The following is a 26,801-nucleotide window of genomic DNA, read 5'->3' on the forward strand; positions in this document are numbered from 1 at the left end:
CATGTCCTTCTTCCAAGAGCTGGCCGGCCAGTACATCGACGGTGAATGGCGTACGGGCACCGGCTCCTGGGACATCATCGATTTCAATCCGTACAACGGTGACAAGCTCGCCGCGATCACCATCGCCACCGCCGCCGAGGTGGACAGCGCCTACCGCGCCGCCGAGCGCGCGCAGGGGGAGTGGGCGGCGGCGAGTCCGTACCGCCGCCGGGACGTCCTGGAGCGCGCGCTGCGGGTCACCGAGGAGCTGGCCGACGAGATCACCGAAGCGATCATCGACGAGCTGGGCGGCACCCGGACCAAGGCCGCCTACGAGCTGAGCCTCACCCAGGAGTTCCTGCGCGAGGCCGCCCGGCAGGCGCTCTCCCCGGAGGGCCGCATCCTGCCCTCCGCCGCGGACGGCCGGGAGAACCTCCTCTACCGGCTGCCCGTCGGGGTCGTCGGCGTCATCAGCCCCTTCAACTTCCCGCTCCTGGTGACGATGAAGTCGGTCGCGCCGGCCCTCGCCCTCGGCAACGCGGTCGTCGTCAAGGCCAACCAGAACTCGCCCGTCGTCGGCGGCGGCCTCGTCGCGAGGATCTTCGAGGAGGCCGGGCTGCCGGCCGGGCTGCTCAACGTGGTCGTCACCGACATAGCCGAGATAGGCGACGCGTTCATAGAGCACCCCGTGCCCCAGGTGCTCTCCTTCGCCGGGTCGGACCGCGTCGGCCGCCATGTCGCCGCCACCGCGGGCGCCCTCTTCAAGCGCACCGTCCTCGAACTCAGCGGCAACAGCGCCCTGGTGGTGCTGGACGACGCCGACATCGACTACGCGGTCGACGCCGCCGTCTTCAGCCGGTTCATCTACTCCGGCCAGGTCTGCATGGCCGCCAACCGCATCCTGGTGGACCGCCCGGTGGCCGCGGAGTTCACGGAGAAGTTCTGCGCCCGGGTCGCCGCCTTGAAGACCGGTGACCCGCGCGAGCCGGACACCAGCATCGGCCCGGTCATCAACACCTTCCACGCCGACTCGCTGGCCGCCCTGGTGGACCAGGCGATCGCCGACGGCGCCGAGGCGCCGGTGCGCGGGCGGGTGCGCGGCAATCTGGTGGAGCCGACCGTGCTCACCGGGCTGCCGGAGAGCTCCCCGCTGCTCCACCAGGAGATCTTCGGACCGGTCGCGCTGCTGGCGCCCTTCGACGGCGAGGACGAGGCGGTGCGGATCGTCAACGACAGCCCGTACGGCCTCAGCGGCGCGGTGCACACCGCGCGCACCGGGCGGGGCGTCCGGTTCGCCCAGCGCATCCGCAGCGGGATGTTCCACGTCAACGACTCCACCGTGCACGACGACCCGGGCATCGCCTTCGGCGGCGAGAAGGACTCCGGCCTCGGCCGGATGAACGGGGACGCGGCGGTGGACGCGTTCACCACCCAGAAGTGGATCTCCGTCCAGCACGGCCGCAGCGTCTTCCCCTTCTGACCCGCCCCCGCACCGCCCGCTACCCTGGTCGGGCCGACCAGAGAGGTGGAGGGCATGTCCGCGATCCGGCTGCTGGTCCTCGGCGCCGTGCGCCAGCACGGCCGGGCCCACGGCTACCAGGTCCGCAACGACCTGGAGTACTGGGGCGCCCACGAGTGGTCCAACGCCAAGCCCGGCTCCGTCTACCACGCGCTCAAGCAGCTCGCGAAGCAGGACATGCTCCTCGCCCACGAGGTGGCCCCGAGCACCGCGGGCGGCCCGCCGCGCATCGAGTACGAGATCACCGAACGCGGCACCGAGGAGTACTTCGCCCTGCTGCGTGCCTCGCTCACCTCGTACGACCAGCGGATGGACGTCCTCTCGGCGGGCATCGGCTTCATCGTCGACCTGGAGCGCGCCGAGGCGGTCGCCCTGCTCCGCGAGCGGCTGACGAACCTCGCCGCCTGGCGGGCCGCCGTCGCCGGGCACTACCTCCCCGAGGGCGGGCCGGAGCAGCTGGGCCACATCGGCGAGGTCATGAACTTCTGGGTCCACTCGGCGGACGCCGGCGCGGAGTGGACGCGCGGCCTGATCGCCCGCATCGAGGGCGGGGCGTACGTGTTCGCGGGCGAGGGCGCGCCCTTCGTGGGCGTGCTCGCGGAGGGCGAGGAGAACCCGTACGCGACCGGGTAGCTCAGTGGTGGAAGGACGTCGCCGCGTTCTCGTCCCGGGTCAGCGGGTGCGGCTGGGCGCGCAGTTCCGGCATCAGCAGCCGCAGGTCCTCCAGGAGCAGTTCCGCCAGGTCCGACGAGAAGCCGTTGCGGCACACGACGCGGAGCACGGACAGATCCTCCCGGTTGGCCGGGAAGGTGTACGCGGGCACCAGCCAGCCGCGTTCGCGCAGTCGCCGTGACACGTCGAAGACGTCGTACGCCGTCACCTCCGGCCTGGTGGTGAGCGCGAAGACGGGGAGCTGGTCGCCCCGGGTGAGCAGCCGGAAGTCGCCCAGCTCCTCGATCTTCGCGGCCAGGCCCGTCGCCACGTCCCGGGCCGCCTGCTGCACGGCCCGGTAGCCGTCCCGGCCCAGCCGCAGGAAGGTGTAGTACTGCGCGACGACCTGGGCGCCGGGCCGGGAGAAGTTCAGCGCGAAGGTGGGCATGTCGCCGCCCAGGTAATTGACGCGGAAGACCAGCTCCTCGGGCAGCTCGGCGGGCGAGCGCCACAGCGCCCAGCCGACGCCCGGGTAGACCAGGCCGTATTTGTGGCCGGAGGTGTTGATGGAGGACACCCGGGGAAGCCGGAAGTCCCACACCAGGTCCTCGTCGAGGAACGGCGCGACCATGGCGCCGGAGGCCCCGTCGACGTGGACGGGGATGTCGAGTCCGGTGCGCTCCTGGAGGCCGTCCAGGGCCGCGCACAGCTCCGCGATCGGCTCGTAGCTGCCGTCGAAGGTGGAGCCGAGGACGCCGACGACCCCGATGGTGTTCTCGTCGCACAGCTCCACCGCGGCCCCCGGGTCGAGGTGGAAGCGGTCGCCCTCCATGGGCACGAGGCGCGGCTCGACCTCCCAGAACGTGCAGAACTTCTCCCAGCACACCTGCACGTTCACCCCCATCACGAGATTGGGCCTGGCGCTCGCCGGGTAGCGGTCGGCGTTCCTGGCCGCCCAGCGGCGTTTGAGCGCCATCGCGGCGAGCATGCACGCCTCGCTGGACCCGGTCGTGGAACAGCCGACGGCCGCCGAGGGGTCGGGCGCGTGCCAGAGGTCGGCGAGCATCGACACACAGCGCCGCTCCAGCTCCGCGGTGCGCGGGTACTCGTCCTTGTCGATCATGTTCTTGTCGCGGCACTCGCCCATCAGCACCCCGGCCTGGGGCTCCATCCAGGTGGTGACGAAGGTGGCGAGGTTGAGCCGCGAGTTGCCGTCCAGCATCAGCTCGTCGTGGACGAGCCCGTACGCGGTGTGGGGCGGCAGCGGCCCGTCCGGCATCCGGTGCCGGGGCGGGGCCGCCTCCATTCCGGCGACCGGGTCGGCGACCCCGTAGAACGGGTTGAGCGCCAGCTTGCTGTGCGCGGCCGACGGTTCGCCCTCGTGCGCGGAGCCCCGGTGGAGCGGCATCACGGACCTGCCCTTCTCGGCTCGCGCCCGCGAGACCGGACGCGTCCGACGGTACGGACGGCCCCGGCGCCCGGCACCCGGCGCTGGGCCGTCCGGATCAGCGCAGCGCCGTGCCGTCCTCGCGCAGCTGCATCAGCGGCCGGCCGGTCACCAGCAGCCAGGCGGGCAGCGACGCCACGCACAGCAGCGGGAGCAGGGCCGTGTCGAAGCCCAGGACCGCCGCCGTGAACAGGCTCAGCCAGCCCTGCCGGGTGACGGCCAGCAGCACGCCCAGGACCGCGCACGTCACCGCGAGGGTCACCGGTACCGCGTCGACGAGGGCATGGGCGCACAGGCCGAGCGCGACGCCCACGAAGACCGCCGGGAAGATCCGGCCGCCCCGGAACCCGCAGGTCGCGGCGATCACCAGGGCCGCGGCCTTCACCACCGCCATCGTCGCGAACCCGCCGGCCGACCAGCCGTCCGGGTCGGCGGCGAGCGTCTTCACCTCGTCCAGCCCCTTGAAGAGCGTCAGGTGCCCGCCCAGCGCCCCGAGCAGGCCCAGCGCGAGGCCGCCCAGGGTCAGGGAGAGCACCGGATGCGGCAGGGCCCGGAAGCAGCGGTGGACGTAGGGGAACGCGTACACCGCCGCGAGGCCGAGGACGGCTCCGGCCGAGGCGATCACGAGGGCGGCGAGCAGGTCGCCCCATCCGGTGTGCGTGTACGCGGGCAGCGACAGGTCGAAGCTCGGGTGCTCGGCCAGCGACATGGTGAGCGAACCGGCGGCCCCGGCCGCGAGCGGCCCGGACAGCTTGTCCCAGAGCGCCCCGGCGCCGGGCGCGGCGGCCAGCGTCTCGGTGAGGATCAGGGCGGCGGCGACCGGGGTGCCGAAGAGGGCGCCGATGGTGCCGGCGGCGGCCAGCGCGAGCCACAGCTCACCGGGTGCGCCGGGCGCGATCCGGCGGCCGGCCCAGGCGGCCAGGGCGATGTTGGCCGCGGTGATCGGGTTCTCCGGGCCGAGGCTGACGCCGCCCGCCAGGGCCAGGACGGTGACGACGAGCAGGCCGGGCACCACGGAGGGCGGCAGGGGAGGGTCGACCAGGCCCGTGGTCGCCGGGTCCGGGCCGCCCCGGCCGGGGACGGCCCGCAGGACCAGGCCGGTCACCAGGCCCGTGACCGTGAGCATCACGATCATCCACAGCGAGGAGTACCGCCCCACCGACAGCGCGTCGGGCAGCGTCTCCCACAGCACGTCCTGGAGGCGCTCCGCGAGCAGGCTGACCCCGAGCAGGACCAGGGCCGAAACCACGCCCACGGCCAGGGCGGGCACGATGAGCACGAGCAGCCGCCGGGCGGGGGCGGGCTCGGCGGCGACGGCGGAATCGGTCGGCATCGGCACACCATAGCGATGCGAAAGCCGTAAAACCGTTCAAAAGGTGCGGGTGGCAGGCGGGACTTGCACCTGACGCCGCGTGAGGGCCGAGGCTCGGACGCGTACCCACACAGGAAGGAGCGGGGAGCCATGGAGTACTCCGTGGGACAGGTCGCCGGCTACGCCGGGGTCACGGTGCGCACCCTGCACCACTACGACTCCATCGGCCTGCTCTCACCGGGCGGGCGCAGCCACGCGGGCCACCGGCGGTACGACGACGCCGACCTGGACCGGCTGCAGCAGATCCTCTTCTACCGGGAGCTCGGCTTCCCGCTGGACGAGATCGCGGCCCTGCTCGACGACCCGGACGCGGACCCGCAGGAGCACCTGCGCCGCCAGCACGCGCTGCTGTCGCACCGGATCGCGGAGCTCCAGCGGATGGCCGCCGCCGTAGAGACAGCGATGGAGGCACGCAGGATGGGCATCAACCTCACTCCCGAGGAGAAGTTCGAGGTCTTCGGCGACAAGGACCCCGAGGCGCACGCGGAGGAGGCCGAACGCCGCTGGGGCGGTACCGAGGCCTACGCCGAGTCGCAGCGCCGGGCCGCCCGCTACACCAAGGAGGACTGGCAGCGGATGAAGGCCGAGGTCGACTCCTGGAGCGAGCGCTACGCGGCGCTGATGGAGGCCGGCGAGCCCGCCGGCGGCGAGCGCGCCACGGACCTCGCGGAGGAGCACCGCCTCCACATCTCCACCTGGTTCTACGAGTGCGGCTACGAGATGCACCGGAACCTCGGCGGGATGTACGTCGCCGATCCGCAGTTCAAGGCGTTCTACGACGCCATGCGGCCGGGCCTGGCCGAGCACCTGCGCGACGCGATCGAGGCGAACGCGCGCCGCCGGACGTAAAGGGAGGCGGGTGGAACCCGGGGCCGCCCCGAGGCGTTGATAGCTTGGGGCGGCCACGCAGCCGCTTATCGACCTCATCCTGGAGCCCGGACCCTTGAATACGCTTGCGCTCGGACCGAGCTGGCTGGACCCGGACTATCTCATCGGACAGTTCGGCCTGGCCGGTGTGCTGGTCATCGTCTTCGCCGAGTCCGGGCTGCTCATCGGCTTCTTCCTGCCCGGTGACTCCCTGCTGTTCACCACCGGCCTGCTGGTCACGACCGACAAGCTGCACACCCCGCTCTGGCTGGTCTGCGTCCTGGTGGCGCTGGCCGCGATCATCGGCGACCAGGTGGGCTACCTCTTCGGCCGCAAGGTCGGCCCCTCGCTCTTCAGCCGGCCCGACTCCCGCCTCTTCAAGCAGGAGAACGTCGAGAAGGCCCACGAGTTCTTCGAGAAGCACGGCCCGAAGTCGCTGATCCTGGCCCGCTTCGTGCCGATCGTGCGGACCTTCACCCCGATCATCGCGGGCGTCAGCCGGATGAACTACCGCTCGTTCATCGTGTTCAACGTGATCGGCGGCGTCCTGTGGGGCGTCGGGGTGACCCTGCTCGGCGCCGCCCTCGGCAACGTCGAGTTCGTCCACGAGAACATCGAGGCGATGCTCGTCCTGATCGTGCTGATCTCGGTGATCCCGATCGCCATCGAGTTCCTGCGCGCCCGGAGCAAGGCCAAGAAGGAGGGCCCCGCCGCCGGGAACGGCGAGGTGCCCCCGCAGGACCCGTCCGCCGGCCGCCGGGGCCGCCACGCCAAGCGCTGACCCGGCCCGGCCCCCGATCCGGTCAGAAGCCGCGCGTCCGCTTGGCCGCGCGGCGGTTCGCCCCGCCGACCGCGCCCGGCACCCGCATGAACAGCCGGGAGATCTCGCTCCCCAGATTCACCCCGATGGCGATGGCCAGCGCCGTCGCCACCGCCGTGGACAGCGAGGCGAGGCCCCGGTCCAGCTCGTTCTGCGCGACGCCCAGCAGACCGAAGTACGTCGCGGACCCCGGCAGCAGCGGCCCGATCGCCGCCGTGATGTAGGGCAGCGACGACGTGTAGCGGTACCGCGAGAACAGCTGCCCGAACAGCCCGACGAGCCCGGCCGCCGCGGCCGTCGCGGCCACCGCCGACAGCCCGCCCGTCCGGGCCATCGCCCCGTAGATGATCCAGGCCACTCCGCCGTTCAGGGTCACCGCGAGCACCGTCACCCGCTCCTGCTGGAGCAGGATCGCGAACGACAGGGTCAGCACCATCGACGCCAGGATCTGGATCACCGGCCGGTCGTGCGTGATGAACCGCGCCTCCGGGTCCAGCTCCGCGCCCAGCTGAAGCCCCCCGTACAGGGCCAGCAGCACCCCGGTGACGATCGCGATGAAGAAGTACATGACCTCCAGGAGCCGCGCCGAGGCCGTGATGTAGTACCCGGTCAGACCGTCCTGCACGCCCGCCACCAGCGCCCGCCCCGGCAGCAGCGCGAACAGCCCACCGGTGATCACCGCCGACGGCCGTACGTCCGACCAGTGCGTCAGCGTCAGCGCCACGCCCATCGCGGCGGGAGGCATCGCCGCGATCGCGAACTGGTAGAACTCCGGCAGCCCGCGCCCCGCGCACAGCCAGGCCAGCCGGTCACCGAGCATCGCTCCCAGCGCCGCGATCACGAACACCAGCGGGCCACCGCCGACCAGCACGGACGCCGCCCCCGCCAGCCCGCCGGCGGCCAGCGTCAGCACCCAGCCGGGATACGGGTGCCGGTTGCGCCGGATCTCCGCGAGCCGCCGGTACGCCTCCTCCAGCGACACCTCGTCGTCGGCCGTGGTGAGGTCGTCGATCAGCCGGAAGACCGCCGCCAGCCGCGTGTAGTCGGTGCCCCGGCGGCGTACCGTACGGCTCGCCGTCACCGGGTCGTCCACCAGCGACGGCTGGTGCGAGATCGACAGCAGGGTGAACGTCACGGTCGGCTCGCAGCGGTCGAGCCCGTAGCTCCGCATCACCGCGAACATGGCCGCCTCGACGTCCTCGGCGCCCTCACCGCCCGCCAGCAGCAGCTCCCCGATGCGCAACGTCAGGTCGAGCACGCGCGGGACCGGGGGACCCGCCTCCTCGTCGTGCCGCTGGACCGGCTCCGGCGCCGGGCGCTCGGCGACCGGCATCCGCAGCATCGTGCGCATCCGGTCCTGCCAGGGCGCCTCCTTGGTCAGCCGGACCATCGGCACCCCGTACGCCGGGGTGAACGCCGGCGGGGAGTCCCGGAAGCTGTACGTGCTCGGCGGCGCGAACGCCGAACCGGTCGTCTCGGACCCGGAAGCGGAACCCGTACCGGAACCGGAGCCCGGCGCCGGCGGCTCGGGCGTCACGCCCTCCGGAAGGGCGAACTCCGACGTCGGGTGGTCCTCCTCGGGCGGCGCCGCAGGTTCCGTCCCGGCAGGCCGCGAGAAGGCGCTGTGCGCCTCGTCGGACTGGGGCTTCTCGTCGTCGGGCCCGTCCGGTTCCGCCACCACTCGACCTCGCTCCTCCTCGGCTGCGCGTCCTCGGCCGCACTCCTGCCCAGTATGGCCACGCCCAAGGGAGGGCACACGGAACGGGCGGCACACCCACCTGGGTGTACCGCCCGTTCGAGGACCCGCTCACACGAAGCGGAACGTCAGTGCGCGCCGCCCTGCGCCTCAAGGCGCTTGCGGGAGGCGACGATCTCGGCCTCGGCCTCGGCGCGGCCGACCCAGTCGGCGCCCTCGACGGACTTGCCCGGCTCCAGGTCCTTGTAGACCTCGAAGAAGTGCTGGATCTCCAGACGGTCGAACTCCGACACGTGCTGGATGTCCTGCAGGTGCTCCACCCGGGGGTCGGACGCCGGGACGCACAGCAGCTTGTCGTCGCCGCCGGCCTCGTCGGTCATCCGGAACATGCCGATCGCGCGGCACTTGATGAGGCAGCCCGGGAACGTCGGCTCCTCCAGGATCACCAGCGCGTCCAGCGGGTCGCCGTCCTCACCGAGGGTGTCCTCGACGAAGCCGTAGTCCGCCGGGTAGCTGGTCGAGGTGAAGAGCCGACGGTCCAGACGAATCCGGCCGGTCTCGTGATCCACCTCGTACTTGTTGCGCGAACCCTTCGGGATCTCGATAACGACGTCGAACTCCACGGGTGGCTCCTCCATGATCAACACATACGACTGGTGGTTAAGTGTCCCTCACGCAGATGAGTGCTCGCGAAAGGGGCTGGTCAACGGTGGCCGAGCCGGTGGAAAGACCGTCGACCGAACCGTCCGGCACGCCCGGCGGCACCATCGCGGCCCGTCCGGGCGTACGCGGCGCGGTGAACGACTGGCGGTTCACGGCCGTGTCCGCCGTCGTCGGACTGGCCCTCGCGGCCGGCGCCGTCCTCGCCGCCGGACCCTGGGACTCGGGTCAGCGTAAGGCCGAGCGCGACCGGGCGACCGCCGCCGGACGCACAGGTGGCGCACATCACGACGGCGGCGACCCCGAGGGCCCCGCCCCCGCCCCCCGCGCCCCCGCCGTCCTCGCCGCCCTGTCCGCCGCCGGCACCGGCACCGGCGCGAAGAACGCCCCGGCCGGCGCCACTCGCGACCTGCCCGCCGTCCTGGACCCGCTGCTGAAGAACGACGCGCTGGGCACCCGCCGCGCCGCCGTCGTCATCGACACCGCCACCGGCGTACGGCTCTACGGCAAGGGCGCCGACGCCCCCATGACCCCCGCGTCCACCGTCAAGATCGCCACCACCGTCGCCGCGCTCGGCGCCCTCGGCCCCGCCCACCGCATCCCCACCACCGTGCGCGCCTCCGACGACCTGCGCACCGTCACCCTCGTCGGCGGCGGCGACCCCACCCTCGACAAGGCCGCCCTGCGCGCCCTGGCCACCGAGACCGCCCGCGCCCTCAAGACCGCCAAGGCCCCCTCCGTACGCCTCCGCTACGACGCCTCCGCCTACTCGGGGCCCGCGCACCACCCGATCGGCCCCAACGAGAACATCGCGCCCATGAGCGCCCTGATGCTGAACGAGGGCCGCCTGGACGACTCCGCCAAGGGCCCGGCCCCGCGCAGCGAGGACCCGGCCGGCGACGCCGCCCGCGCCTTCGCCGGATACCTGGACGACGCCGGGGTCACCACCAAGGGCGCACCCGCCCCCGGCCGCGCCGCCGAGAAGTCCCGTACCGTCGCCACCCACCTCTCCGCCCCCCTCTCCGGACTGGTCGAACGCGCCCTGACCAACAGCGACAACGACATCGCCGAGGCGCTGGCCCGGCAGACCGCCATCGCCGCCGGGCAGCCCGCCGACTTCAAGGGCGGCCGACGGGCCGTCACCGCCCGCCTGAAGAAGCTCGGACTGCCGCTCAAGGGCGTGAACATCGCCGACGGCAGCGGGCTCGACCGCAAGGACAAGGTGACCGCCGCCCTGCTCGCCGGCCTCCTCGCCCGGGCCGCCGACCCCGCCCACCCCGAACTGCGCCCCGTCCTCACCGGCCTCCCCGTCGCCGGCTTCAGCGGCACGCTCAGCAGCCGCTACACCGCCAGGGCCGGCGGCACCGGCTTCATCCGCGCCAAGACCGGCACCCTCACCGGCGTCAACAGCCTCGCCGGCACCGTCGTGGACACCCGGGGCCGGCTTCTCGCCTTCGCCTTCCTCGCCTCCGGCACCACCGCACCCGCCGAGGCCCAGAAAGCCCTCGACGCACTCGCCACCGCACTCGGCGCCGGGAGGCGTTGAGCCCGTCAACACCTCCTCGTTCCCGGGGATGAGCACGTACGGTTGACGCATGACGAGCATCGGTGGTGCAGGGATGGTCGACTGGAACCTCGCGGTCGCGACCGCGACCCGGCTTGTGCGGCCGGGCCCCGAGATCAGCCGCGAGGAGGCCCGCGAGGTCGTCGCGGAGCTGCGCAGGCACGCGAAGGCGGCGGAGGAGCACGTCCGCGCCTTCACCCGGATGATCCCCGAGGGCACCGAGCCGGAGGACACCCCCGTCCTCGTCGTGGACCGCGCCGGCTGGATCAAGGCCAACGTCGCCGGCTTCCGCGCACTGCTGCGCCCCCTCCTGGAGAAGATGGAGGAACGGCGCACCGGCGGCGCGGGCGGCGCCGTGCTCGGCGCGGTCGGCTCCAAGGTCACCGGCGTCGAGGTCGGCATGCTGCTGTCCTTCCTCGCCTCCCGCGTCCTCGGCCAGTACGAGACCTTCGCCCCCGCCACCCGCGAACTCCCCGCCTCCGCCGACGGCGGCGGCCGGCTCCTGCTCGTCGCCCCGAACATCGTCCACGTCGAACGCGAACTGGCGGCCGACCCGCACGACTTCCGGCTCTGGGTCGCCCTCCACGAGGAGACCCACCGCACCCAGTTCACCGCGGTGCCCTGGCTCCGCGACCACCTCCAGGGCGAGATCCAGTCCTTCCTGGACGAGACCGACGTCGACCCCATGACCTTCCTGGAGCGGCTGCGCGAGGCCGCCCAGTCGCTCGCCGGCGGCCGACCCGAAGGCGAGTCCGACGAGGGCGGCGGCCGCAGCCTCGTCGAACTCGTCCAGACCCCCGCCCAGCGCGAGATCCTCGGCCGCCTCACCGCCGTGATGTCCCTCCTCGAAGGGCACGCCGACTACGTGATGGACGGCGTCGGCCCCGAGGTGGTGTCCTCCGTCGCCGAGATCCGCGAGAAGTTCCAGCAGCGCCGCGCCCGCGGCGCGAGCCGCCTCGACCAGGCCCTGCGCAAGCTCCTCGGCCTCGACGCCAAGCTGCGCCAGTACCGGGACGGCGAACGCTTCGTGCGCGCCGTCGTGGACGAGGTCGGCATGGACGGCTTCAACCGGGTGTGGACCTCGCCCAACACCCTCCCCACCAAGGCGGAGATCGCCCGCCCCGCGGACTGGATCGCGAGGGTGCACCGTAAGGCAGAGTCGTGATCAAGGTCCCCGGTACGAAGGCAACGCGCCGGTAATCACCCATCCGAGGGACCGTAGGGGCATGGGAAGGCGTGCAATGCTCGATGGACGGCATTGCTCTGTCACCATCGACGCACTCTGAGTGACGGCACTCCTTCCCGTCCCGGCACTCCGAGACACCCCTGAAGAACCTCACGAAGGGCACCGGACATGGGTCCCCATCCTGCGGTCGCGGCGATACGCCTGGCGGTCCGCCGCGTACTCCACGACGTCATCGCCGAACACGCCGAACAGACCGAACGCGCCGGGCACGCCCCGCACCCCGAGCTCGCCCGGGCCGGCGCGGGCAGCCGCCCCGGCACGCTCCCCGACCGCCCCGACACCCCCCTGGTGCTGGTCGCCTGCTCCGGCGGCGCCGACTCCATGGCGCTCGCCTCCGCCCTCGCCTTCGAGGCCCGCAAGCTCCCCGTCCGGGCCGGCGGCATCACCGTCGACCACGGCCTCCAGGACGGCTCCGACACCCGCGCGGCCGAGGTCGCCGCCCGGCTCGCCGCCATGGGCCTCGGCCCCGCCGACGCCGTCGCCGTCCACGTCGGCCGCGAGGGCGGCCCCGAGGCCGCCGCCCGCGACGCCCGCTACGCCGCGCTCGACGCCGCCGCCGAACGCCACGGCGCCGCCGCCGTCCTCCTCGGCCACACCCGCGACGACCAGGCCGAGACCGTCCTGCTGGGCCTCGCCCGCGGCTCCGGCATCCGCTCCCTGTCCGGCATGGCCGCCGCCTCCGGCCCGGCCGGCCGCTACCGCCGCCCCTTCCTCCAGCTCGACCGCCAGACCGCCCGCACCGCCTGCCTCGCCCAGTCCCTGCCCGTCTGGGACGACCCCCACAACATCGACCCCGCCTACACCCGCTCCCGGCTGCGCCACGAGGGCCTGCCCGCCCTGGAGAAGGCCCTCGGCAAGGGCGTGGTCGAAGCCCTCGCCCGTACGGCCCAGCTCTCCCGCGACGACGCCGACGCCCTCGACACCTGGGCCGCCGCCGCCGACCGTGACGTACGCGACGACGCGGGCCGTCTGGAGTGCGCCAAGCTGTACGCGCTGCCCCCCGCCGTACGCCGCCGGGTGCTGCGCCGGGCCGTCATAGAGGCGGGCTCCCCGGCCGGCTCGCTCTTCGCCCGGCACATCGAGGAAGTGGACCGCCTGGTCACCGGCTGGCGCGGCCAGCAGGCCATCAACCTCCCCGGCCGCGTGGAAGCCCTGCGCCAGGGTGGCAGACTGGTCATCCGGCAGAGCTGACGCACGAGCGGCTGACACGCAGGGCGAACGGCCGCGCGGGCCCGGGACTCCACCCCCGGACCCGGCAGGCACAGAAAGAGACGCGGGTGAACGAGAAGGACATGGGCACCGACCTCCAGTCGGTGCTCCTCACCAAGGAAGAGATCGACGCGAAGCTCGTGGAGCTGGCCGCGAAGATCGACGCGGAGTACGCCGGCAAGGACCTGCTCCTCGTCGGGGTCCTCAAGGGCGCCGTCATGGTCATGGCGGACCTGGCGCGCGCGCTGTCCACCCCCGTCACCATGGACTGGATGGCCGTCTCCTCGTACGGCGCGGGCACCCAGTCCTCCGGTGTCGTCCGGATTCTCAAGGACCTGGACACCGACATCAAGGGCAAGCACGTCCTGATCGTCGAGGACATCATCGACTCCGGCCTCACGCTGTCCTGGCTGATGTCGAACCTGGGCTCGCGCGAGCCCGCCTCGCTGGAGATCTGCACCCTGCTGCGCAAGCCGGACGCGGCCAAGGTCGCGCTCGACTGCAAGTGGGTCGGCTTCGACATTCCCAACGAGTTCGTCGTCGGCTACGGGCTGGACTACGCGGAGAAGTACCGCAACCTCCCCTTCGTCGGAACCCTCGCCCCGCACGTATACGGAGGCTGAGGGCCCGCGGGCCCGCCGACGGGCCCGCCGGGAACCCTTGAGGGGCGCCCGCCGTTGAGCTTTCGAGGCGGGATTGCCGGACGTCCGAGGCGGACGCCGGTGACCATGCTGGGGTACCGTCCGAAGAACAGTCTTTACTCACAGCAGCATTTACCTACGGGCAGGAGGGACGGGGCGTCTTCGCCTCGTATGGATGGACGTGAAGCGATACTTCCGTGGGCCGGTCATGTGGATCGTGCTGGCCGTCCTCGCCGTGGTCGTGTTGATGAATGTCGTCGGCTCGGGCGGCGGCTACAAGACGGTGGACACCGGACAGGTGATCCAGGCGATCAGCAAGAACCAGGTGGACCAGGCCAAGCTCACCACCGGTGACGATCACATCATCAAGATCGAACTGAAGGACGGCCAGAAGCTGGCCGACGAGTCCGGCAGCAAGTTCCAGGCGAGCTACATCGGCAATCAGGGCGTCCAGCTCGCCGACATGCTCCAGAAGAAGTACGAGAGCGGCGACATCAAGGACGGGTACACCGTCACGCCCTCGAAGCAGTCCCCGTTCGTCTCGATCCTCTTCTCGCTGCTGCCGTTCGTCCTCATCGTCGTCGTCTTCCTGTTCCTGATGAATCAGATGCAGGGCGGCGGCTCCAAGGTCATGCAGTTCGGCAAGTCCAAGGCCAAGCTGATCACCAAGGACACCCCGAAGACGACGTTCGCCGACGTGGCGGGCTCGGACGAGGCGGTCGAGGAGCTCCAGGAGATCAAGGAGTTCCTCCAGGAGCCGGCCAAGTTCCAGGCCGTCGGCGCCAAGATCCCCAAGGGCGTCCTGCTCTACGGGCCCCCCGGTACCGGCAAGACCCTGCTCGCGCGCGCCGTCGCCGGCGAGGCGGGCGTCCCGTTCTACTCGATCTCCGGCTCCGACTTCGTGGAGATGTTCGTCGGTGTCGGCGCCTCCCGGGTCCGCGACCTCTTCGAGCAGGCCAAGGCGAACGCCCCGGCGATCGTCTTCGTCGACGAGATCGACGCCGTCGGCCGCCACCGCGGCGCCGGCATGGGCGGCGGTCACGACGAGCGCGAGCAGACGCTCAACCAGCTGCTCGTGGAGATGGACGGCTTCGACGTGAAGGGCGGCGTCATCCTGATCGCCGCCACGAACCGCCCGGACATCCTCGACCCGGCGCTGCTGCGCCCGGGCCGCTTCGACCGGCAGATCGCGGTCGACCGGCCCGACATGCAGGGCCGCCTGGAGATCCTGAAGGTCCACCAGAAGGGCAAGCCGGTCGCCCCGGACGTCGACCTCGGCGCCGTCGCCCGCCGCACGCCCGGCTTCACCGGTGCCGACCTGTCGAACGTGCTGAACGAGGCCGCGCTCCTGACGGCGCGCAGCAACCAGAAGCTCATCGACAACGCCACGCTGGACGAGGCCATCGACCGCGTCGTGGCCGGCCCGCAGAAGCGGACCCGGATCATGTCCGAGAAGGAGAAGAAGATCACCGCGTACCACGAGGGCGGACACGCCCTGGTCGCGGCGGCTTCTCCCCAGTCGGACCCGGTCCACAAGATCACGATCCTCTCCCGCGGCCGTGCCCTCGGTTACACGATGGTGCTCCCGGAGGAGGACAAGTACTCCACGACGCGCAACGAGATGCTCGACCAGCTGGCGTACATGCTGGGCGGACGCGCGGCCGAGGAGCTGGTCTTCCACGACCCGACCACCGGCGCGGCGAACGACATCGAGAAGGCCACGGCGACGGCCCGCGCGATGGTCACGCAGTACGGCATGACCGAGCGGCTCGGTGCGATCAAGTTCGGCGGCGACAACACCGAACCGTTCGTGGGCCGCGAGATGGGCCACCAGCGCGACTACTCGGAAGAGGTCGCCGCGCTGGTGGACGAAGAGGTCAAGAAGCTCATCGAGACCGCGCACAACGACGCGTGGGAGATCCTCGTCGAGAACCGCGACGTGCTGGACACCCTGGTCCTCCGCCTCCTGGAGAAGGAGACCCTGGGCAAGGAGGAGATCGCCGAGATCTTCGCCCCGATCGTCAAGCGCCCGGCCCGCCCCGCGTGGACCGGCTCCGCCCGGCGCACCCCGTCCACCCGTCCCCCGGTCCTCTCCCCGAAGGAGCTCGCCCTCACCAACGGCGCGAGCACGGCCGCCGGCTCGGTCACGGACACCGTCACGAGCCCGGAGCCCCTCCCCGAGGACCGGCCCGAGAGCTAGTCACCGACCCGGTGTGGCCCCCGTCACGGGGCTCCCACCGGGCCCGGAATGGATGCCGCGCCCCCCAGGTTCTAGCCTGTTGGGGGCGCGGCTTTTCCGTACACCTGCGCGAATGCCCCCGCAGTGACAGCTCAAGGAACGAGGCACACATGACCGACCCGGTGACGCTGGACCCCCAGGGGCCGATCGGCGAGTTCGACGAGAAGCGTGCCGAGGCCGCCGTCCGGGAGCTGCTGCTGGCCGTGGGCGAGGACCCCGACCGCGAGGGCCTGAAGGAGACGCCGGGGCGGGTGGCGCGGGCGTACAAGGAGATATTCGCGGGCCTGTACCAGCAGCCCGAGGACGTACTGACGACCACGTTCGACCTGGGCCACGACGAGATGGTGCTGGTCAAGGACATCGAAGTGTTCAGTACGTGTGAACATCATCTTGTCCCCTTCCGCGGTGTGGCCCACGTCGGATACATCCCGGCCACCACCGGCAAGATCACCGGTCTCTCGAAGCTGGCCCGGCTGGTGGACGTCTACGCCCGCCGGCCGCAGGTGCAGGAGCGGCTGACCACGCAGATCGCCGAGTCCCTGATGGAGATCCTGGAGCCGCGCGGCGTCATCGTCGTCATCGAGTGCGAGCACATGTGCATGTCGATGCGCGGCATCCGCAAGCCCGGGGCGAAGACGCTGACCTCCGCGGTCCGCGGGCAGCTGCGCGATCCCGCGACGCGCGCCGAGGCCATGAGCCTCATCATGGCGCGCTGACCCCGCCCCGAGCCGTGCCCGAGCCGGACGCCCCGGCCGGCCCTACGCCGCCGCCGCGTCCGGCTTGTTGTCGTCCTTGTCGTCCGGGAGCTTGCAGACGTGTTCCAGGAAGAGGGCGGCGGCGATGACCGCGAGGCCGGCCAGGACCGCGAAGGCGGCGTAGACGGCCTGGTCGCGGCGGGGCGGGTTGTCCAGGGAACCGAGCAGGAAGACGGCCGTGCCGCCGTACATGCCGGAGACCAGGGCGACGACCAGGGCGCTCGCCTGGGCGAAGACCAGGGCGCGGGCGGCCATCAGGGGCTCGACGCCCTTGGCGCCGGGGCGGCGTTCGCGCTGGGCGCGCAGGCGGGCGCGGATGGAGAGCGCCGTGGCCAGCAGGACCACGGCGATCAGCGCGAGGACGATGGGCGCGAAGAGCGGCACGCTCGGCAGCGTGCCCAGGGAGTCCCAGAGCCGGGCGGCGCCCCAGGACAGGACTCCGGCGGCGGCGAAGAGGCCGGCCAGGACTCCGAGCCGTAGTTGCTTCACCGGGTGAGCCGCCCTTCGCCGCCTGTGTCCGTGGTGTCCGTCGTGCTGTGTTCTGTGAGCCTAACGACTACTCGGGCAGCCGGAGTTCCAGGTCGGCCCGGGGGAGCACGCCGTCGCGCCCGACACCGGTCAGCAGATCGGCGACCGGGCCCGCGCCGGGCAGCTGGGCCTCGGGGTCCACGTCGTGCCAGGGGGCGAGGACGAAGGCGCGCTCGCGGGCCCGGGGGTGGGGGAGGGTGAGCACGGGGTCGTCGGAGACGACGTCCGCGTACGAGACGATGTCGACGTCGATGGTGCGCGGACCCCAGCGCTCCTCGCGGACCCGTTCGAAGGCCTCCTCGATGGCCTGGCCGCGCTCCAGGAGCGAGGACGGGGGCAGCGTCGTCTTCACGACGATCACCGCGTTGAAGTACGAGGGCTGGGAGCCCGGGTCGACGCCCCAGGGCTCCGTCTCGTAGACCGGGGAGACCGCCTTGACCCGGAGGCCGGGGGTGTCCTCCAGGGCGTCGATGGCGCCCTGGAGCGTCTCCAGGCGGTTGCCCAGGTTGGCGCCGAGCGAGAGCACGGCGAGTTTGGGGTTGGAGAGGGTGATGTCCGCCGCGTCCACCTGCTCGACCACGGAGGCGGGCACCGGCTGTACGGTCGGGTCGCTCTGCCCTTCGGTGGAAAATGCAGTCATGCTCGGCTCCGGGTGATGGTGATGGTGACGTCGTCGAACGGGACGGTGATGGGCGCGTCCGGCTTGTGCACCACGACCTCCACCTCCTCGACGCCGTCGTGCTTGAGGCACTGCTGGGCGATGCGCTCGGCGAGCGTCTCGATCAGGTCGACCGGCTCGCCCTGGACCACCGCGACGACCTCCTCCGCGACCACGCCGTAGTGCACGGTCTTCGTCAGGTCGTCGGTGGCTGCCGCGGGGCGGGTGTCGAGGCCGAGCACCAGGTCCACGATGAACGTCTGCCCCTCTTCCCGTTCCCGGGGGAAGACGCCATGGTGCCCGCGGGCCTTGAGGCCGCGCAGCGCGACACGATCCACGCGAATCACTCCTGCTGTCGTTGGTCGTAGGGGCTCGGCCGCGTGCGGGCGGCCGGCTGCCCGATTTCGAATCTACCTGCGAGCACCGACAGCCCTCCCCCGTGGGGGCCGGGCCTGCGGGCACGGAACAGATAGCCGCTGATACCCCGATGCGGCCGCTTCCAATCACCCCGGGCCGGCTTTTGTGCCCGATGGCGCGGCGGGACGGCTCAGGGCGCGGGGTCTTCGTCCTCTTCCTCACCGGTTTCGGCCAGTACGGGCGAGCCGTGGTGGGACCAGAGCTTCCAGCCGTCCGGAGTGCGCCGGAACACATTCGTCGCGACGACGAGCTGCCCGACGAGCGGGCCGAGCGAGGCCCCCTCCTCGGCGGGGCCGCCGCTGAGGATGTTCTCGGTACAGGTCACCAGCGCGGTGTCGCCGGTCATGGAGACACCGACGTCGGTCAGGAAGAACTGGATGTACTCGGTGTTCGCCATGATCAGCGCGTAGCTGCGCAGCACCTCGCGCCGCCCGCTGAGCACCGGCCAGCCCGGGTGCACGCAGGAGACCGTCAGCTCCTCGTCCGGCAGCCAGGCCGAGGTCAGCGCGTCCAGGTCGCCCCGCTCCACGGCCTCGTAGTACGCCGTGTTGGCCCGCTCCACGGCCGCGATGTCGGCGGCGGCGTCCGGGTGCTCGCCGCCCGGCCCGGTCACCTCGTCGCCCGGCCCGGTCACGCGGCTTCCTCGATGGCGCGGGCGACCCGGACGGCGTCGGCGGTGGCCCGCACCTCGTGGACCCGGACCGCCCAGGCGCCGGCCCGGGCGGAGAGCGCGGAGACGGCGGCCGTCGCGGCGTCGCGCTCGCGGGCGGGCGGCGGGGCGGCGCCCTCGCGGGCCAGGACATGGCCCAGGAACCGCTTGCGGGACGCCGCGACCAGCAGCGGGCGGCCGAGGGCGCGCAGCGCGTCCAGCCCGGCCAGCAGCGCCAGGTCGTGCGGGGCGTCCTTGGCGAAGCCGAGCCCGGGGTCGATCACGAGGCGTTCCGGGGCGATGCCGCCGGCCACCACCGCGTCCATCCGGGCGCGCAGCTCGTCGGTGACCTCGCCGACCACGTCCCCGTACACCGCCCGGCTGTTCATCGACTCGCTGAAGCCCCGCCAGTGCATGACGACGAACGGGGCGCCCGCGGCGGCGACCACGGGGACCATGTCCGGGTCGGCCTGGCCGCCGCTGACGTCGTTGACGAGGACCGCGCCGGCGGCGATCGCCTGCTCGGCGACGCGGGCGCGCATGGTGTCGACGGAGACCGTGACGCCCTCCGCCGCGAGGTCCCGGACGACCGGGATCACCCGGCGCAGCTCCTCGGACTCGTCCACCCGGCTGGCGCCGGGGCGGGTGGACTCGCCGCCGACGTCCACGAGGTCGGCGCCCTCGGCGACCAGGTCGAGGCCGTGCTTGACGGCCGTCGTGGTGTCGAACCAGCGGCCACCGTCGGAGAAGGAGTCGGGCGTCACGTTGACGACCCCCATGACCGCGCAGCGGTCCCACTCCGGCAGACCCTGGACCGTCCCGCGCAACGTACTCATATGACCAGCGTAGGCCCGTGGGGCACGGCGCTACGCCGGACGGGCGTCCTGCCCGCCCGCCGGGGGCCGTACGTGGGCGCAGGGGCGGCGGGGGGCGGGCCGGAGGGGGCGGGGGAGCGCGAGGCGCACGAAGCCCTCGGCCTGCATCGCGGCGAGGGAGATGCGGGGCAGGTCGCGGGCGGTGCGGTAGACCACGAAGCGCGGCTCCCAGCGCGGCCGGAACTTGGCGTTGAACTTGTACAGCGACTCGATCTGGAACCAGCGCGAAAGGAAGATCAGCAGTCCGCGCCAGACGCGCAGGACGGGCCCCGCGCCCAGCTTCTCGCCCCGGGCGAGGGCGGAGCGGAACATCGCGAAGTTCAGGGAGACCCGGCTGACTCCGAGCCGGGGCGCGGCCTGGAGCGAGGCGACGATCAGCAGCTCGTTCATGCCGGGGTCGGCGGAGCGGTCGCGGCGCATGAGGTCCAGGGACATGCCGTCGGTGCCCCAGGGCACGAAGTGGAGCACGGCCTTCAGATCGCCGTACGGGGAGTCGGCGCTCTGCTCGTCCGCCTTGTGGGCGGTGGCGACGAAGCAGTCCCGGTCGGCGCTGTCACCGATCCGGCCGAGCGCCATGGAGAAGCCGCGTTCGGTGTCGGTGCCGCGCCAGTCGGCGGCGGCCCGGCGGATGCGGGCGAGTTCGGTCTCGCCGATGTCGGCCACGCGCCGGACGCGGGTCTCGTAGCCGCCGCGCTCAATGCGCTTCACCATCTGGCGTACGTTGCGCATCGCGCGCCCGGCGAGGGAGAAATCCGCGACATCGACCACCGCCTCGTCGCCCAGTTCCAGGGCTGTGAGTCCGGTCTCGCGGGTCCAGACCTCGCCGCCGGTCTCGCCGCACCCCATGACGGCGGGGGCCCAGGAGTGCGCCCGGGCCTCGTCCATGAAGCGTTCGATGGCGCCGGGCCACGCCTCCACGTCGCCGATCGGGTCGCCGCTGGCGAGCATCACACCCGAGACCACGCGGTAGCAGACGGCGGCCTTGCCGCTGGGCGAGAAGACGACGGCCTTGTCGCGGCGGAGCGCGAAGTGGCCGAGCGAGTCGCGTCCGCCGTGCCGTTCCAGCAGGGCGCGGAGCCGGGCCTCGTCGTCCTCGGTGAGCCGGGCGGCCGGGTGTTCGGGGCGGAAGGCCAGGTAGACGGTGGTGACGGCGGTCAGCAGGCCGAGGGCGCCGAGCGAGCAGCCGACGGTCCAGGAGGTGTCCCCGGAGTAGTCGACGGGCCCTTCGAAGCCGACCAGGCCGTACAGCACGTGCTGGAGGCGGTCGGCGATGCTGGGGCTGCCGACCAGGCGGCGGGGGTGGGCGCTGACGATGAGGAGGCCGAGGCCGAGCGAGCCGGCGCCGAGCAGGACGAAGTTGGCCAGGGCCCGCCACCGGCTGCGCGGGTCGGGCAGGGCGGCGAACTCCCTCCGGTGGCGTACGAGCAGACAGCACAGCGCCAGCGAGACCAGGGTGCCGAGGACCGAGTGCCGGTAGCTGAACTGGGCCAGCGCGCCCGCCGGGAGCAGGACGACGGCGGCCCGCCAGGCGCGGCGCTTGTGCCGCTTGAGGCCGTGGGCCAGGAGGAGCAGCAGCACACCGGCGCTGAGCGAGAGCGCGGCGGCGAAGGGGCCGAGGGCTCCGGGGAGTACTTCGGCGAGGGTGTGCACGCGGCTGTGCCGGAAGCGCGGGAAGACCCCGGCGGCGACGTCGATCAGTCCGACGGTGGTGCAGGCGGTGCCGACCAGCGCGGGCACGGACTTGGGCCGGGGCACGCGCGCGAACGTGCGCGCGCGAACCGGAACCGATCCTGATTTGTCCCCATCTAGCGTGACAGACATCGCTTCCCGTGGTTCCGCGAGAGATTTCCTGGAGTCCGGCGGCCGGGGCCCTGCGGACGATGTGCGCCTTCTAGGACGATCCTTCCGGGTCCCGGGTTCACCCGGTGCCCGGAAATTTCCTGACAGAGAGTTCCCCCGCCATGGGCCTTACCGGCAAGCCGCTGCTGATCCTCGCGATCGTGCTGGCCGTCGTGCTGTTCACCCTGACCGTCTGGTGCTGGCCGAGGCTCGCCCGGCGCAGCGTGCCCGCCGTGCTCGGCCGGGTGGGCATGCTGCTCGCGACCCAGCTGGCGGTGTTCGCCACGGTGGGCCTGCTGGCCAACAACAGCTTCCTGTTCTACGGCTCCTGGGCCGACCTCTTCGGCCGCGAGCAGGAGCTGGGCGTGGTCACCGACCACGCGGCCGGGACACTGGCCGCGAAGAACATCGTCCGGGTGGGCTCGCAGCGGCCGGACGTGCCGGGCGGGTCGCTGCCGCGGGTGGGCGGCCGGATCGACAAGGTCGTGATCGCGGGGGAGCGCTCGGGCATCGAGAGCACGGCGTACGTGTATCTGCCGCCGGAGTACTTCCAGCCGGCGTTCGCCCGGCGGACGTTCCCGGCGGTGGTGGTGCTCACCGGCTACCCGGGCACCTCGGAGAACCTCATCAAGGGGCTGCGCTATCCGCGTACGGCACACGAACGGGTGAAGGCCGGCCGGGCGCAGCCGATGATCCTGGTGATGCTGCGTCCCACGGTGGCGCCGCCCCGGGACACCGAGTGCGTGGACGTGGAGGGCGGTCCGCGGACGGAGACGTTCTTCGCGCAGGACGTGCCCCGGGCGGTGGCGGCCGGCTACCGGGTCGGCGAGCGGGCCCGCAACTGGGGCATCATCGGCAATTCGACGGGCGGCTACTGCGCGTTGAAGATCGGGCTGCACCACCCGGACCGGTACGCCGCGAGCGCGGGGCTCTCCGCGTACTACGAGGCGGCCGAGGACCCGACGACGGGCGACCTCTTCCACGGCGACGAGGCGGCGCGGCGCCGGGCGGACCTGCTGTGGTCGCTGGACAACCGGCCGCAGCCGGGCTCCTCGTTCCTGGTGACGAGCTCGCGGCACGGCGAGGCGAACTACGCCGACACGCGGAGGTTCGTGGCCAAGGTGAGGCGGCCGGCGCAGGTCTCCTCGATCGTGCTGGACAGCGGCGGGCACAACTTCAACACGTGGCGCCGGGAGATTCCGGCGGCGCTGGAGTGGCTGAGCAGCCGGCTGAGCGAGAGCTGAACGCGCCCTTCCAAAGCCCCGCAGCGCCGCTGTCCCGCTTCCTCGAAGCGCCGCCGCCCCGCCGTCTCGCCTGCTCAGATCCCCGCCGTGCCCGCCACGCTTTCGACCTCGACCTCCGCGCGCGGCACCGAGCGGCCGTCCGCGCCGACCGAGCGGCGCAGCGCCTCGTGCAGGCGGGCGGGGGTGAGCACGCCCAGGAAGCGGCCCTCGCCGGCCTCGTCGGTGACGGCGATCCAGCCGGCGTCGTGCTGGAGCATGGTGGCGAATGCCTGTTTCAGCGGGGCGCCGAGGGGAAGCCACGCCTCCATGCGGCGGGCGTGGTCGCGGACGGTGCCCCGGGAGCCGTCGCGCGCGGCGTCGGCGGGAATCCAGCCGTGCAGGTGCTCGTCGCCGTCCAGGACGACGGCCCAGCGGGCGCCCTCCGCGCGGAGGCGTTCGGTCGCGGCGGACAGCGCGTCGTCCAGGTGGACGACGGGTGGGCGGTCGAGGTCGCTCTCCTCGACGGGGGTGACCGAGAGCCGCTTGAGGCCCCGGTCGGCGCCGACGAAGTCCGCGACGTAGGCGTTGGCGGGGGCTCCGAGCACGGTGGCGGGGGTGTCGAACTGCTCGATCGAGCCCTGCCCGTAGACGGCGATGCGGTCGCCGAGACGGACCGCTTCCTCGATGTCGTGGGTGACGAACAGGACGGTTTTGCGGACCTGTTCCTGCAGTTTCAGGAATTCGTTCTGAAGGTGCTCGCGCACCACGGGGTCGACCGCGCCGAATGGCTCGTCCATCAGCAGGACCGGCGGGTCGGCGGCCAGCGCCCGGGCCACGCCGACGCGTTGGCGCTGGCCGCCGGAGAGCTGTTCGGGATAGCGGTCGCCATAAACGGAGGGATCGAGTCCGACAAGGTCGAGAAGTTCGGCGGCACGGGCGCGGCCCTTTTGGCGTTTCCAGCCGAGGAGATGGGGAACGGTGGCGGTGTTCTCCAGGACCGTCCGGTGCGGAAAGAGGCCCACTTGCTGGATCACATAGCCGATGCGGCGGCGCAGCCGGACGGGGTCGATGGCGGATATGTCGTCCCCGTCGAGGAATATCCGGCCCTCGGTCGGTTCGATCAGCCGGTTCACCATCTTCATGGTGGTCGTCTTGCCGCAGCCCGACGGACCGACGAGCGTGACCAGTTCACCCTCGGCGACCTCGAAGGAAAGGCCGTCGACGGCGGTGGTGCCGTCCGCATACCGCTTGGTGACGTGCTCGAAACGGATCATGGTTCCCCATTGTCAAGGGTGTTCTGTGAAGGACGTGTTGCTGGAATACAACGGCTCCGGCGATTGTCAGTGGTCGAGGATAGGCTCGCCGGACATCAGTACGAGAAGGCGAACGGGAGGTGGGGGGACGGATGGCCGGATCGAACTGCCTGGTGACGAACGACTGGATCTGCGGGGAGTATCTCCGTTCCCGCAGCCAGGAGTTGACGGACGCCACCGTCCAGCACATCTGGATCACCGCCGTCTCGGTCGCGATCGGCGTGGCCGTAGCCTTCCCGCTGGCGCTCCTCGCACGCCGGGGCCGCGGATTCGCCGGACCGGTCCTCGGGCTGACGACGGTGCTCTACACCGTGCCGTCGCTCGCGATGTTCTCGCTCCTGCTGCCCCTGTTCGGGCTCTCCGCCGCCCTGGTGGTGACCGGGCTCGTGCTGTATTCGCTGACCATCCTCGTACGCAACATCCTGGCGGGCCTGGAAGCGGTGCCCGAGGAGGCGAAGGAGGCCGCGCACGGCATGGGCTACGGACCGGTCCGCCTGCTGTGGGAGGTGGAGCTGCCGCTCGCGCTGCCCGCGCTGATGGCGGGGATACGGATCGCCACGGTGTCCACGATCGCGCTGACGACGGTGGGTTCCATCGTCGGCCGGGGCGGCCTGGGCAATCTCATCGAGGACGCGCTGCCGAGCTTCTTCAAGGCCCAGGTGCTGGCCGCGTCGGTGCTCTGCGTGCTGCTCGCGGTCGTCGCGGACCTGCTGCTGCTCGGCCTCCAACGGCTGCTGACGCCCTGGACGCGGACACGGGCCGCCGCGCCCGGCCCGGCGCGGACGGAGGCGGTCTGACATGGGAGTCCTCGGGGACGCCTGGAGCTGGCTCACCACCGGTGCCAACTGGTCGGGGGAGAGCGGCGCCGCCCACCGGCTGAGCGAGCACCTGTACGTCAGCGGTGTGGCGCTCGCCCTGGCCTGCGCCGTGGCCCTGCCCCTCGCGCTGTATCTGGGCCACATCAGGAAGGGCGGCGCCCTCGCGGTGAACCTGGCCAACGTGGGGCGCGCGGTGCCCGTCTTCGCGGTGCTGGCCCTCTTCATGGTCTCGCCCCTGCGCAACGCGGGGTACATACCCACGATCATCGCCCTGGTGCTGTTCGCCGTGCCGCCGCTGCTGACCAACGCCTACGTGGGGATGACCGAGGTGGACCGCGCGGTGGCGGAGGCGGCGCGCGGGATGGGCATGTCGGGCGGCCAGCTCTTCCTGCGCGTCGAGCTGCCCCTGGCCTACCCGCTGATCATGACCGGGCTGCGGTCGGCCGCCGTCCAGGTCGTGGCGACGGCGACCATCGCGGCCATGGTCGGACAGGGCGGCCTCGGCCGCATCATCACCGCCGGTTTCAACACGTACGACACCGCGCAGGTGGTGGCGGGGGCGCTGCTGGTCGCCGTGCTCGCCCTGCTGGTGGAGGCGGCGCTGGTGGCCGTCGACCGCCTGCTGTCCCCGCTGCGCCGCCGCCGGCCGGTCTGAGGGCTCCGGCCGCCGCATCCGTAACGCATGTCGCCCATCCATCAACGCATGTCGCACATCCATCGCTTGTCGCATACGGCTTCGCCGCCGTGGACGGAGAAGAACATGACCAGGACCTCACGTGTGGCCGGCGCCGTCATCGGCGTCCTCGCGCTGGCGGGCTCCCTCGCCGCGTGCGGCGGGGACAGCCTGGAGGAGGACAAGGGCGCCCCGGCCGGCGGCCGGGACACCGGGAAGAAGGGCTCGCTCGTCGTCGGCGCCGCCGCCTTCACCGAGTCCAAGGTGCTCGCCGAGCTGTACGCGCAGATTCTCGCGGACGCCGGATACAGCACCTCGGTCACCACCGTGAAGAACCGCGAACTCTACGAACCGTCCCTGGAGAAGGGCGAGATCGACGTCGTCCCGGAATACGCGGCGACGATCGCGGAATTCCTCAACGCGAAGGTGAACGGCGCGAAGGCCGCCGAGTCGAAGCCGGTCGCCTCGGGCGACACCGCCGCGACCGTCGCCGCCCTGAAGAAGCTCGCCGAGCCGCGCGGACTGAAGGTCCTGCCGGCCGGGAAGGCCGTCGACCAGAACGCGTTCGCGGTGACCAGGGAATTCGCCGACAAGCACCAGCTGAAGACCCTTTCCGATCTCGGCGCCGCGAAGATCGCCGTCAAGATCGCGGCGGGCGACGAGTGCGAGGTGCGGCCCTTCTGCGCACCCGGACTCGAGAAGACGTACGGCATCGACGTCACCGGAATCGACCCCAAGGGCGTCGGCACCCCGCAGGCCAAGCAGGCGGTGAAGGACGGCAAGGACCAACTCGTCCTGACCACCACCACCGACGCCGTGCTCGACACCTACGACCTGGTGTTCCTCGACGACGACAAGAAGCTCCAGAACGCGGACAACGTCCTGCCCGTCCTGAACGCCGAGGACGCCGGCGACCAGGAGATAGCCGACGCCCTCGGCAAGCTCACCGGCGCACTCACCACCGAGGACCTCGCACAACTGAACCGCAAGGTCGACGCGGAGCGCGCCAAGCCGGCCGACGCGGCCCGTGAATATCTCCGGTCGAAGGGACTGATCAAGAAGTAGGGCCCCGGCGAAGGCGCCCGGAGAACGGGGCGCGGGAGCCGCCGGGTAACTTGCCGGGCACAGATTGCCGGGCGGCTC

The 26,801-nt window shown here is 72.0% G+C and carries 25 protein-coding genes; 14 read left to right on the forward strand and 11 right to left on the reverse strand.

The features are described 5' to 3' along the window. Position 1: 1 nt before the first annotated feature. Positions 2-1,459: an aldehyde dehydrogenase family protein gene (locus tag FKN01_RS00275; protein ID WP_143615640.1), complete on the forward strand. Its 1,458-nt coding sequence runs from the start codon at positions 2-4 to the stop codon at positions 1,457-1,459. Positions 1,460-1,513: 54 nt separating this feature from the next. Continuing rightward, a complete protein-coding gene (locus FKN01_RS00280) occupies positions 1,514-2,131 on the forward strand; it encodes a PadR family transcriptional regulator (protein ID WP_143615641.1) in 618 nt (205 codons plus the stop codon). Between the two features lies 1 nt (position 2,132). Here the strand turns inward: FKN01_RS00280 and FKN01_RS00285 are convergent, their stop codons facing one another. Together FKN01_RS00285 and FKN01_RS00290 are read right to left on the reverse strand one after the other, a co-directional pair. Further along, complete coding sequence (locus tag FKN01_RS00285; protein WP_143615960.1) at positions 2,133-3,557, reverse strand: glutamate decarboxylase; 1,425 nt, start codon at positions 3,555-3,557, stop codon at positions 2,133-2,135. Positions 3,558-3,654: 97 nt separating this feature from the next. Beyond that, positions 3,655-4,929, reverse strand: a complete 1,275-nt coding sequence (locus tag FKN01_RS00290; RefSeq protein WP_143615642.1) for an ion channel protein — start codon at positions 4,927-4,929, stop codon at positions 3,655-3,657. Positions 4,930-5,058: 129 nt separating this feature from the next. On the opposite strand from FKN01_RS00290, the gene FKN01_RS00295 reads away from it, so the two are divergent. Together FKN01_RS00295 and FKN01_RS00300 are read left to right on the forward strand one after the other, a co-directional pair. Then, the gene (locus FKN01_RS00295) at positions 5,059-5,817 is read left to right on the forward strand and encodes a MerR family transcriptional regulator (RefSeq protein WP_143615643.1); all 759 of its coding nucleotides are present in this window, start codon (positions 5,059-5,061) and stop codon (positions 5,815-5,817) included. Positions 5,818-5,911: 94 nt separating this feature from the next. Beyond that, positions 5,912-6,616 (forward strand): DedA family protein, encoded by a 705-nt coding sequence (locus FKN01_RS00300; protein ID WP_143615644.1) that lies wholly within the window; start codon positions 5,912-5,914, stop codon positions 6,614-6,616. Between the two features lie 22 nt (positions 6,617-6,638). Here FKN01_RS00300 and FKN01_RS00305 read toward each other — a convergent pair whose 3' ends face one another. Continuing rightward, the gene (locus FKN01_RS00305; RefSeq protein WP_143615645.1) at positions 6,639-8,336 is read right to left on the reverse strand and encodes a threonine/serine exporter ThrE family protein; all 1,698 of its coding nucleotides are present in this window, start codon (positions 8,334-8,336) and stop codon (positions 6,639-6,641) included. 143 nt (positions 8,337-8,479) lie between these two features. Continuing rightward, positions 8,480-8,974 (reverse strand): inorganic diphosphatase, encoded by a 495-nt coding sequence (locus tag FKN01_RS00310; protein WP_018520452.1) that lies wholly within the window; start codon positions 8,972-8,974, stop codon positions 8,480-8,482. 86 nt (positions 8,975-9,060) lie between these two features. Here FKN01_RS00310 and dacB point away from each other — a divergent pair, with 86 nt between their 5' ends. The 6 genes from dacB (at position 9,061) to folE (ending at position 16,626) form a co-directional block, all read left to right on the forward strand. Beyond that, positions 9,061-10,557, forward strand: a complete 1,497-nt coding sequence (gene dacB / locus FKN01_RS00315; protein WP_143615961.1) for a D-alanyl-D-alanine carboxypeptidase/D-alanyl-D-alanine-endopeptidase — start codon at positions 9,061-9,063, stop codon at positions 10,555-10,557. A gap of 49 nt (positions 10,558-10,606) precedes the next feature. Continuing rightward, positions 10,607-11,740, forward strand: coding sequence for a zinc-dependent metalloprotease (locus FKN01_RS00320; RefSeq protein WP_143615646.1), 1,134 nt, complete (start codon positions 10,607-10,609; stop codon positions 11,738-11,740). Positions 11,741-11,929: 189 nt separating this feature from the next. Next, positions 11,930-13,012, forward strand: coding sequence for a tRNA lysidine(34) synthetase TilS (gene tilS, locus FKN01_RS00325; protein WP_143615647.1), 1,083 nt, complete (start codon positions 11,930-11,932; stop codon positions 13,010-13,012). Positions 13,013-13,113: 101 nt separating this feature from the next. Next, entirely contained in the window at positions 13,114-13,653 is a 540-nt protein-coding gene (gene hpt, locus FKN01_RS00330) for a hypoxanthine phosphoribosyltransferase (protein ID WP_037777945.1), read from the forward strand. A gap of 193 nt (positions 13,654-13,846) precedes the next feature. Continuing rightward, complete coding sequence (gene ftsH / locus FKN01_RS00335) at positions 13,847-15,871, forward strand: ATP-dependent zinc metalloprotease FtsH (protein WP_143615648.1); 2,025 nt, start codon at positions 13,847-13,849, stop codon at positions 15,869-15,871. Between the two features lie 149 nt (positions 15,872-16,020). Further along, positions 16,021-16,626 (forward strand): GTP cyclohydrolase I FolE, encoded by a 606-nt coding sequence (gene folE / locus FKN01_RS00340; protein WP_143615649.1) that lies wholly within the window; start codon positions 16,021-16,023, stop codon positions 16,624-16,626. A gap of 42 nt (positions 16,627-16,668) precedes the next feature. Here folE and FKN01_RS00345 read toward each other — a convergent pair whose 3' ends face one another. From FKN01_RS00345 to FKN01_RS00370, 6 genes are all read right to left on the reverse strand, one after another. Beyond that, positions 16,669-17,154, reverse strand: a complete 486-nt coding sequence (locus tag FKN01_RS00345; protein WP_143615650.1) for a DUF3180 domain-containing protein — start codon at positions 17,152-17,154, stop codon at positions 16,669-16,671. A gap of 67 nt (positions 17,155-17,221) precedes the next feature. Then, positions 17,222-17,833, reverse strand: coding sequence for a 2-amino-4-hydroxy-6-hydroxymethyldihydropteridine diphosphokinase (gene folK / locus FKN01_RS00350; protein ID WP_073966344.1), 612 nt, complete (start codon positions 17,831-17,833; stop codon positions 17,222-17,224). After that, positions 17,830-18,189: a dihydroneopterin aldolase gene (folB, locus tag FKN01_RS00355; RefSeq protein WP_073966343.1), complete on the reverse strand. Its 360-nt coding sequence runs from the start codon at positions 18,187-18,189 to the stop codon at positions 17,830-17,832. Before folB ends, folK begins: the two co-directional genes overlap by 4 nt. Before the next feature lie 209 nt (positions 18,190-18,398). Then, complete coding sequence (locus tag FKN01_RS00360; protein ID WP_143615651.1) at positions 18,399-18,902, reverse strand: nuclear transport factor 2 family protein; 504 nt, start codon at positions 18,900-18,902, stop codon at positions 18,399-18,401. Further along, positions 18,899-19,696: a dihydropteroate synthase gene (folP, locus tag FKN01_RS00365; protein ID WP_185992701.1), complete on the reverse strand. Its 798-nt coding sequence runs from the start codon at positions 19,694-19,696 to the stop codon at positions 18,899-18,901. The genes FKN01_RS00360 and folP overlap by 4 nt, the downstream gene beginning before the upstream one ends. 87 nt (positions 19,697-19,783) lie before the next feature. Then, the gene (locus tag FKN01_RS00370; protein WP_260696725.1) at positions 19,784-21,613 is read right to left on the reverse strand and encodes a phosphatidylglycerol lysyltransferase domain-containing protein; all 1,830 of its coding nucleotides are present in this window, start codon (positions 21,611-21,613) and stop codon (positions 19,784-19,786) included. A 140-nt stretch (positions 21,614-21,753) separates the two neighbouring features. Here FKN01_RS00370 and FKN01_RS00375 point away from each other — a divergent pair, with 140 nt between their 5' ends. Beyond that, complete coding sequence (locus FKN01_RS00375; RefSeq protein ID WP_143615654.1) at positions 21,754-22,875, forward strand: esterase family protein; 1,122 nt, start codon at positions 21,754-21,756, stop codon at positions 22,873-22,875. Positions 22,876-22,949: 74 nt separating this feature from the next. Here FKN01_RS00375 and FKN01_RS00380 read toward each other — a convergent pair whose 3' ends face one another. Beyond that, the gene (locus FKN01_RS00380; RefSeq protein WP_143615655.1) at positions 22,950-24,128 is read right to left on the reverse strand and encodes an ABC transporter ATP-binding protein; all 1,179 of its coding nucleotides are present in this window, start codon (positions 24,126-24,128) and stop codon (positions 22,950-22,952) included. Between the two features lie 131 nt (positions 24,129-24,259). Between FKN01_RS00380 and FKN01_RS00385 the strand changes: the two genes are divergently transcribed. The 3 genes from FKN01_RS00385 (at position 24,260) to FKN01_RS00395 (ending at position 26,723) form a co-directional block, all read left to right on the forward strand. After that, positions 24,260-24,964, forward strand: coding sequence for an ABC transporter permease (locus FKN01_RS00385; protein ID WP_143615656.1), 705 nt, complete (start codon positions 24,260-24,262; stop codon positions 24,962-24,964). A gap of 1 nt (position 24,965) precedes the next feature. Then, on the forward strand, positions 24,966-25,640 hold the full coding sequence (locus FKN01_RS00390) for an ABC transporter permease (protein WP_143615657.1): 675 nt from the start codon (positions 24,966-24,968) through the stop codon (positions 25,638-25,640). Positions 25,641-25,745: 105 nt separating this feature from the next. After that, a complete protein-coding gene (locus FKN01_RS00395; RefSeq protein ID WP_143615658.1) occupies positions 25,746-26,723 on the forward strand; it encodes an ABC transporter substrate-binding protein in 978 nt (325 codons plus the stop codon). Positions 26,724-26,801: the final 78 nt, after the last annotated feature.

The organism is Streptomyces sp. 130, assembly GCF_007096885.1.
GTDB lineage: Bacteria > Actinomycetota > Actinomycetes > Streptomycetales > Streptomycetaceae > Streptomyces.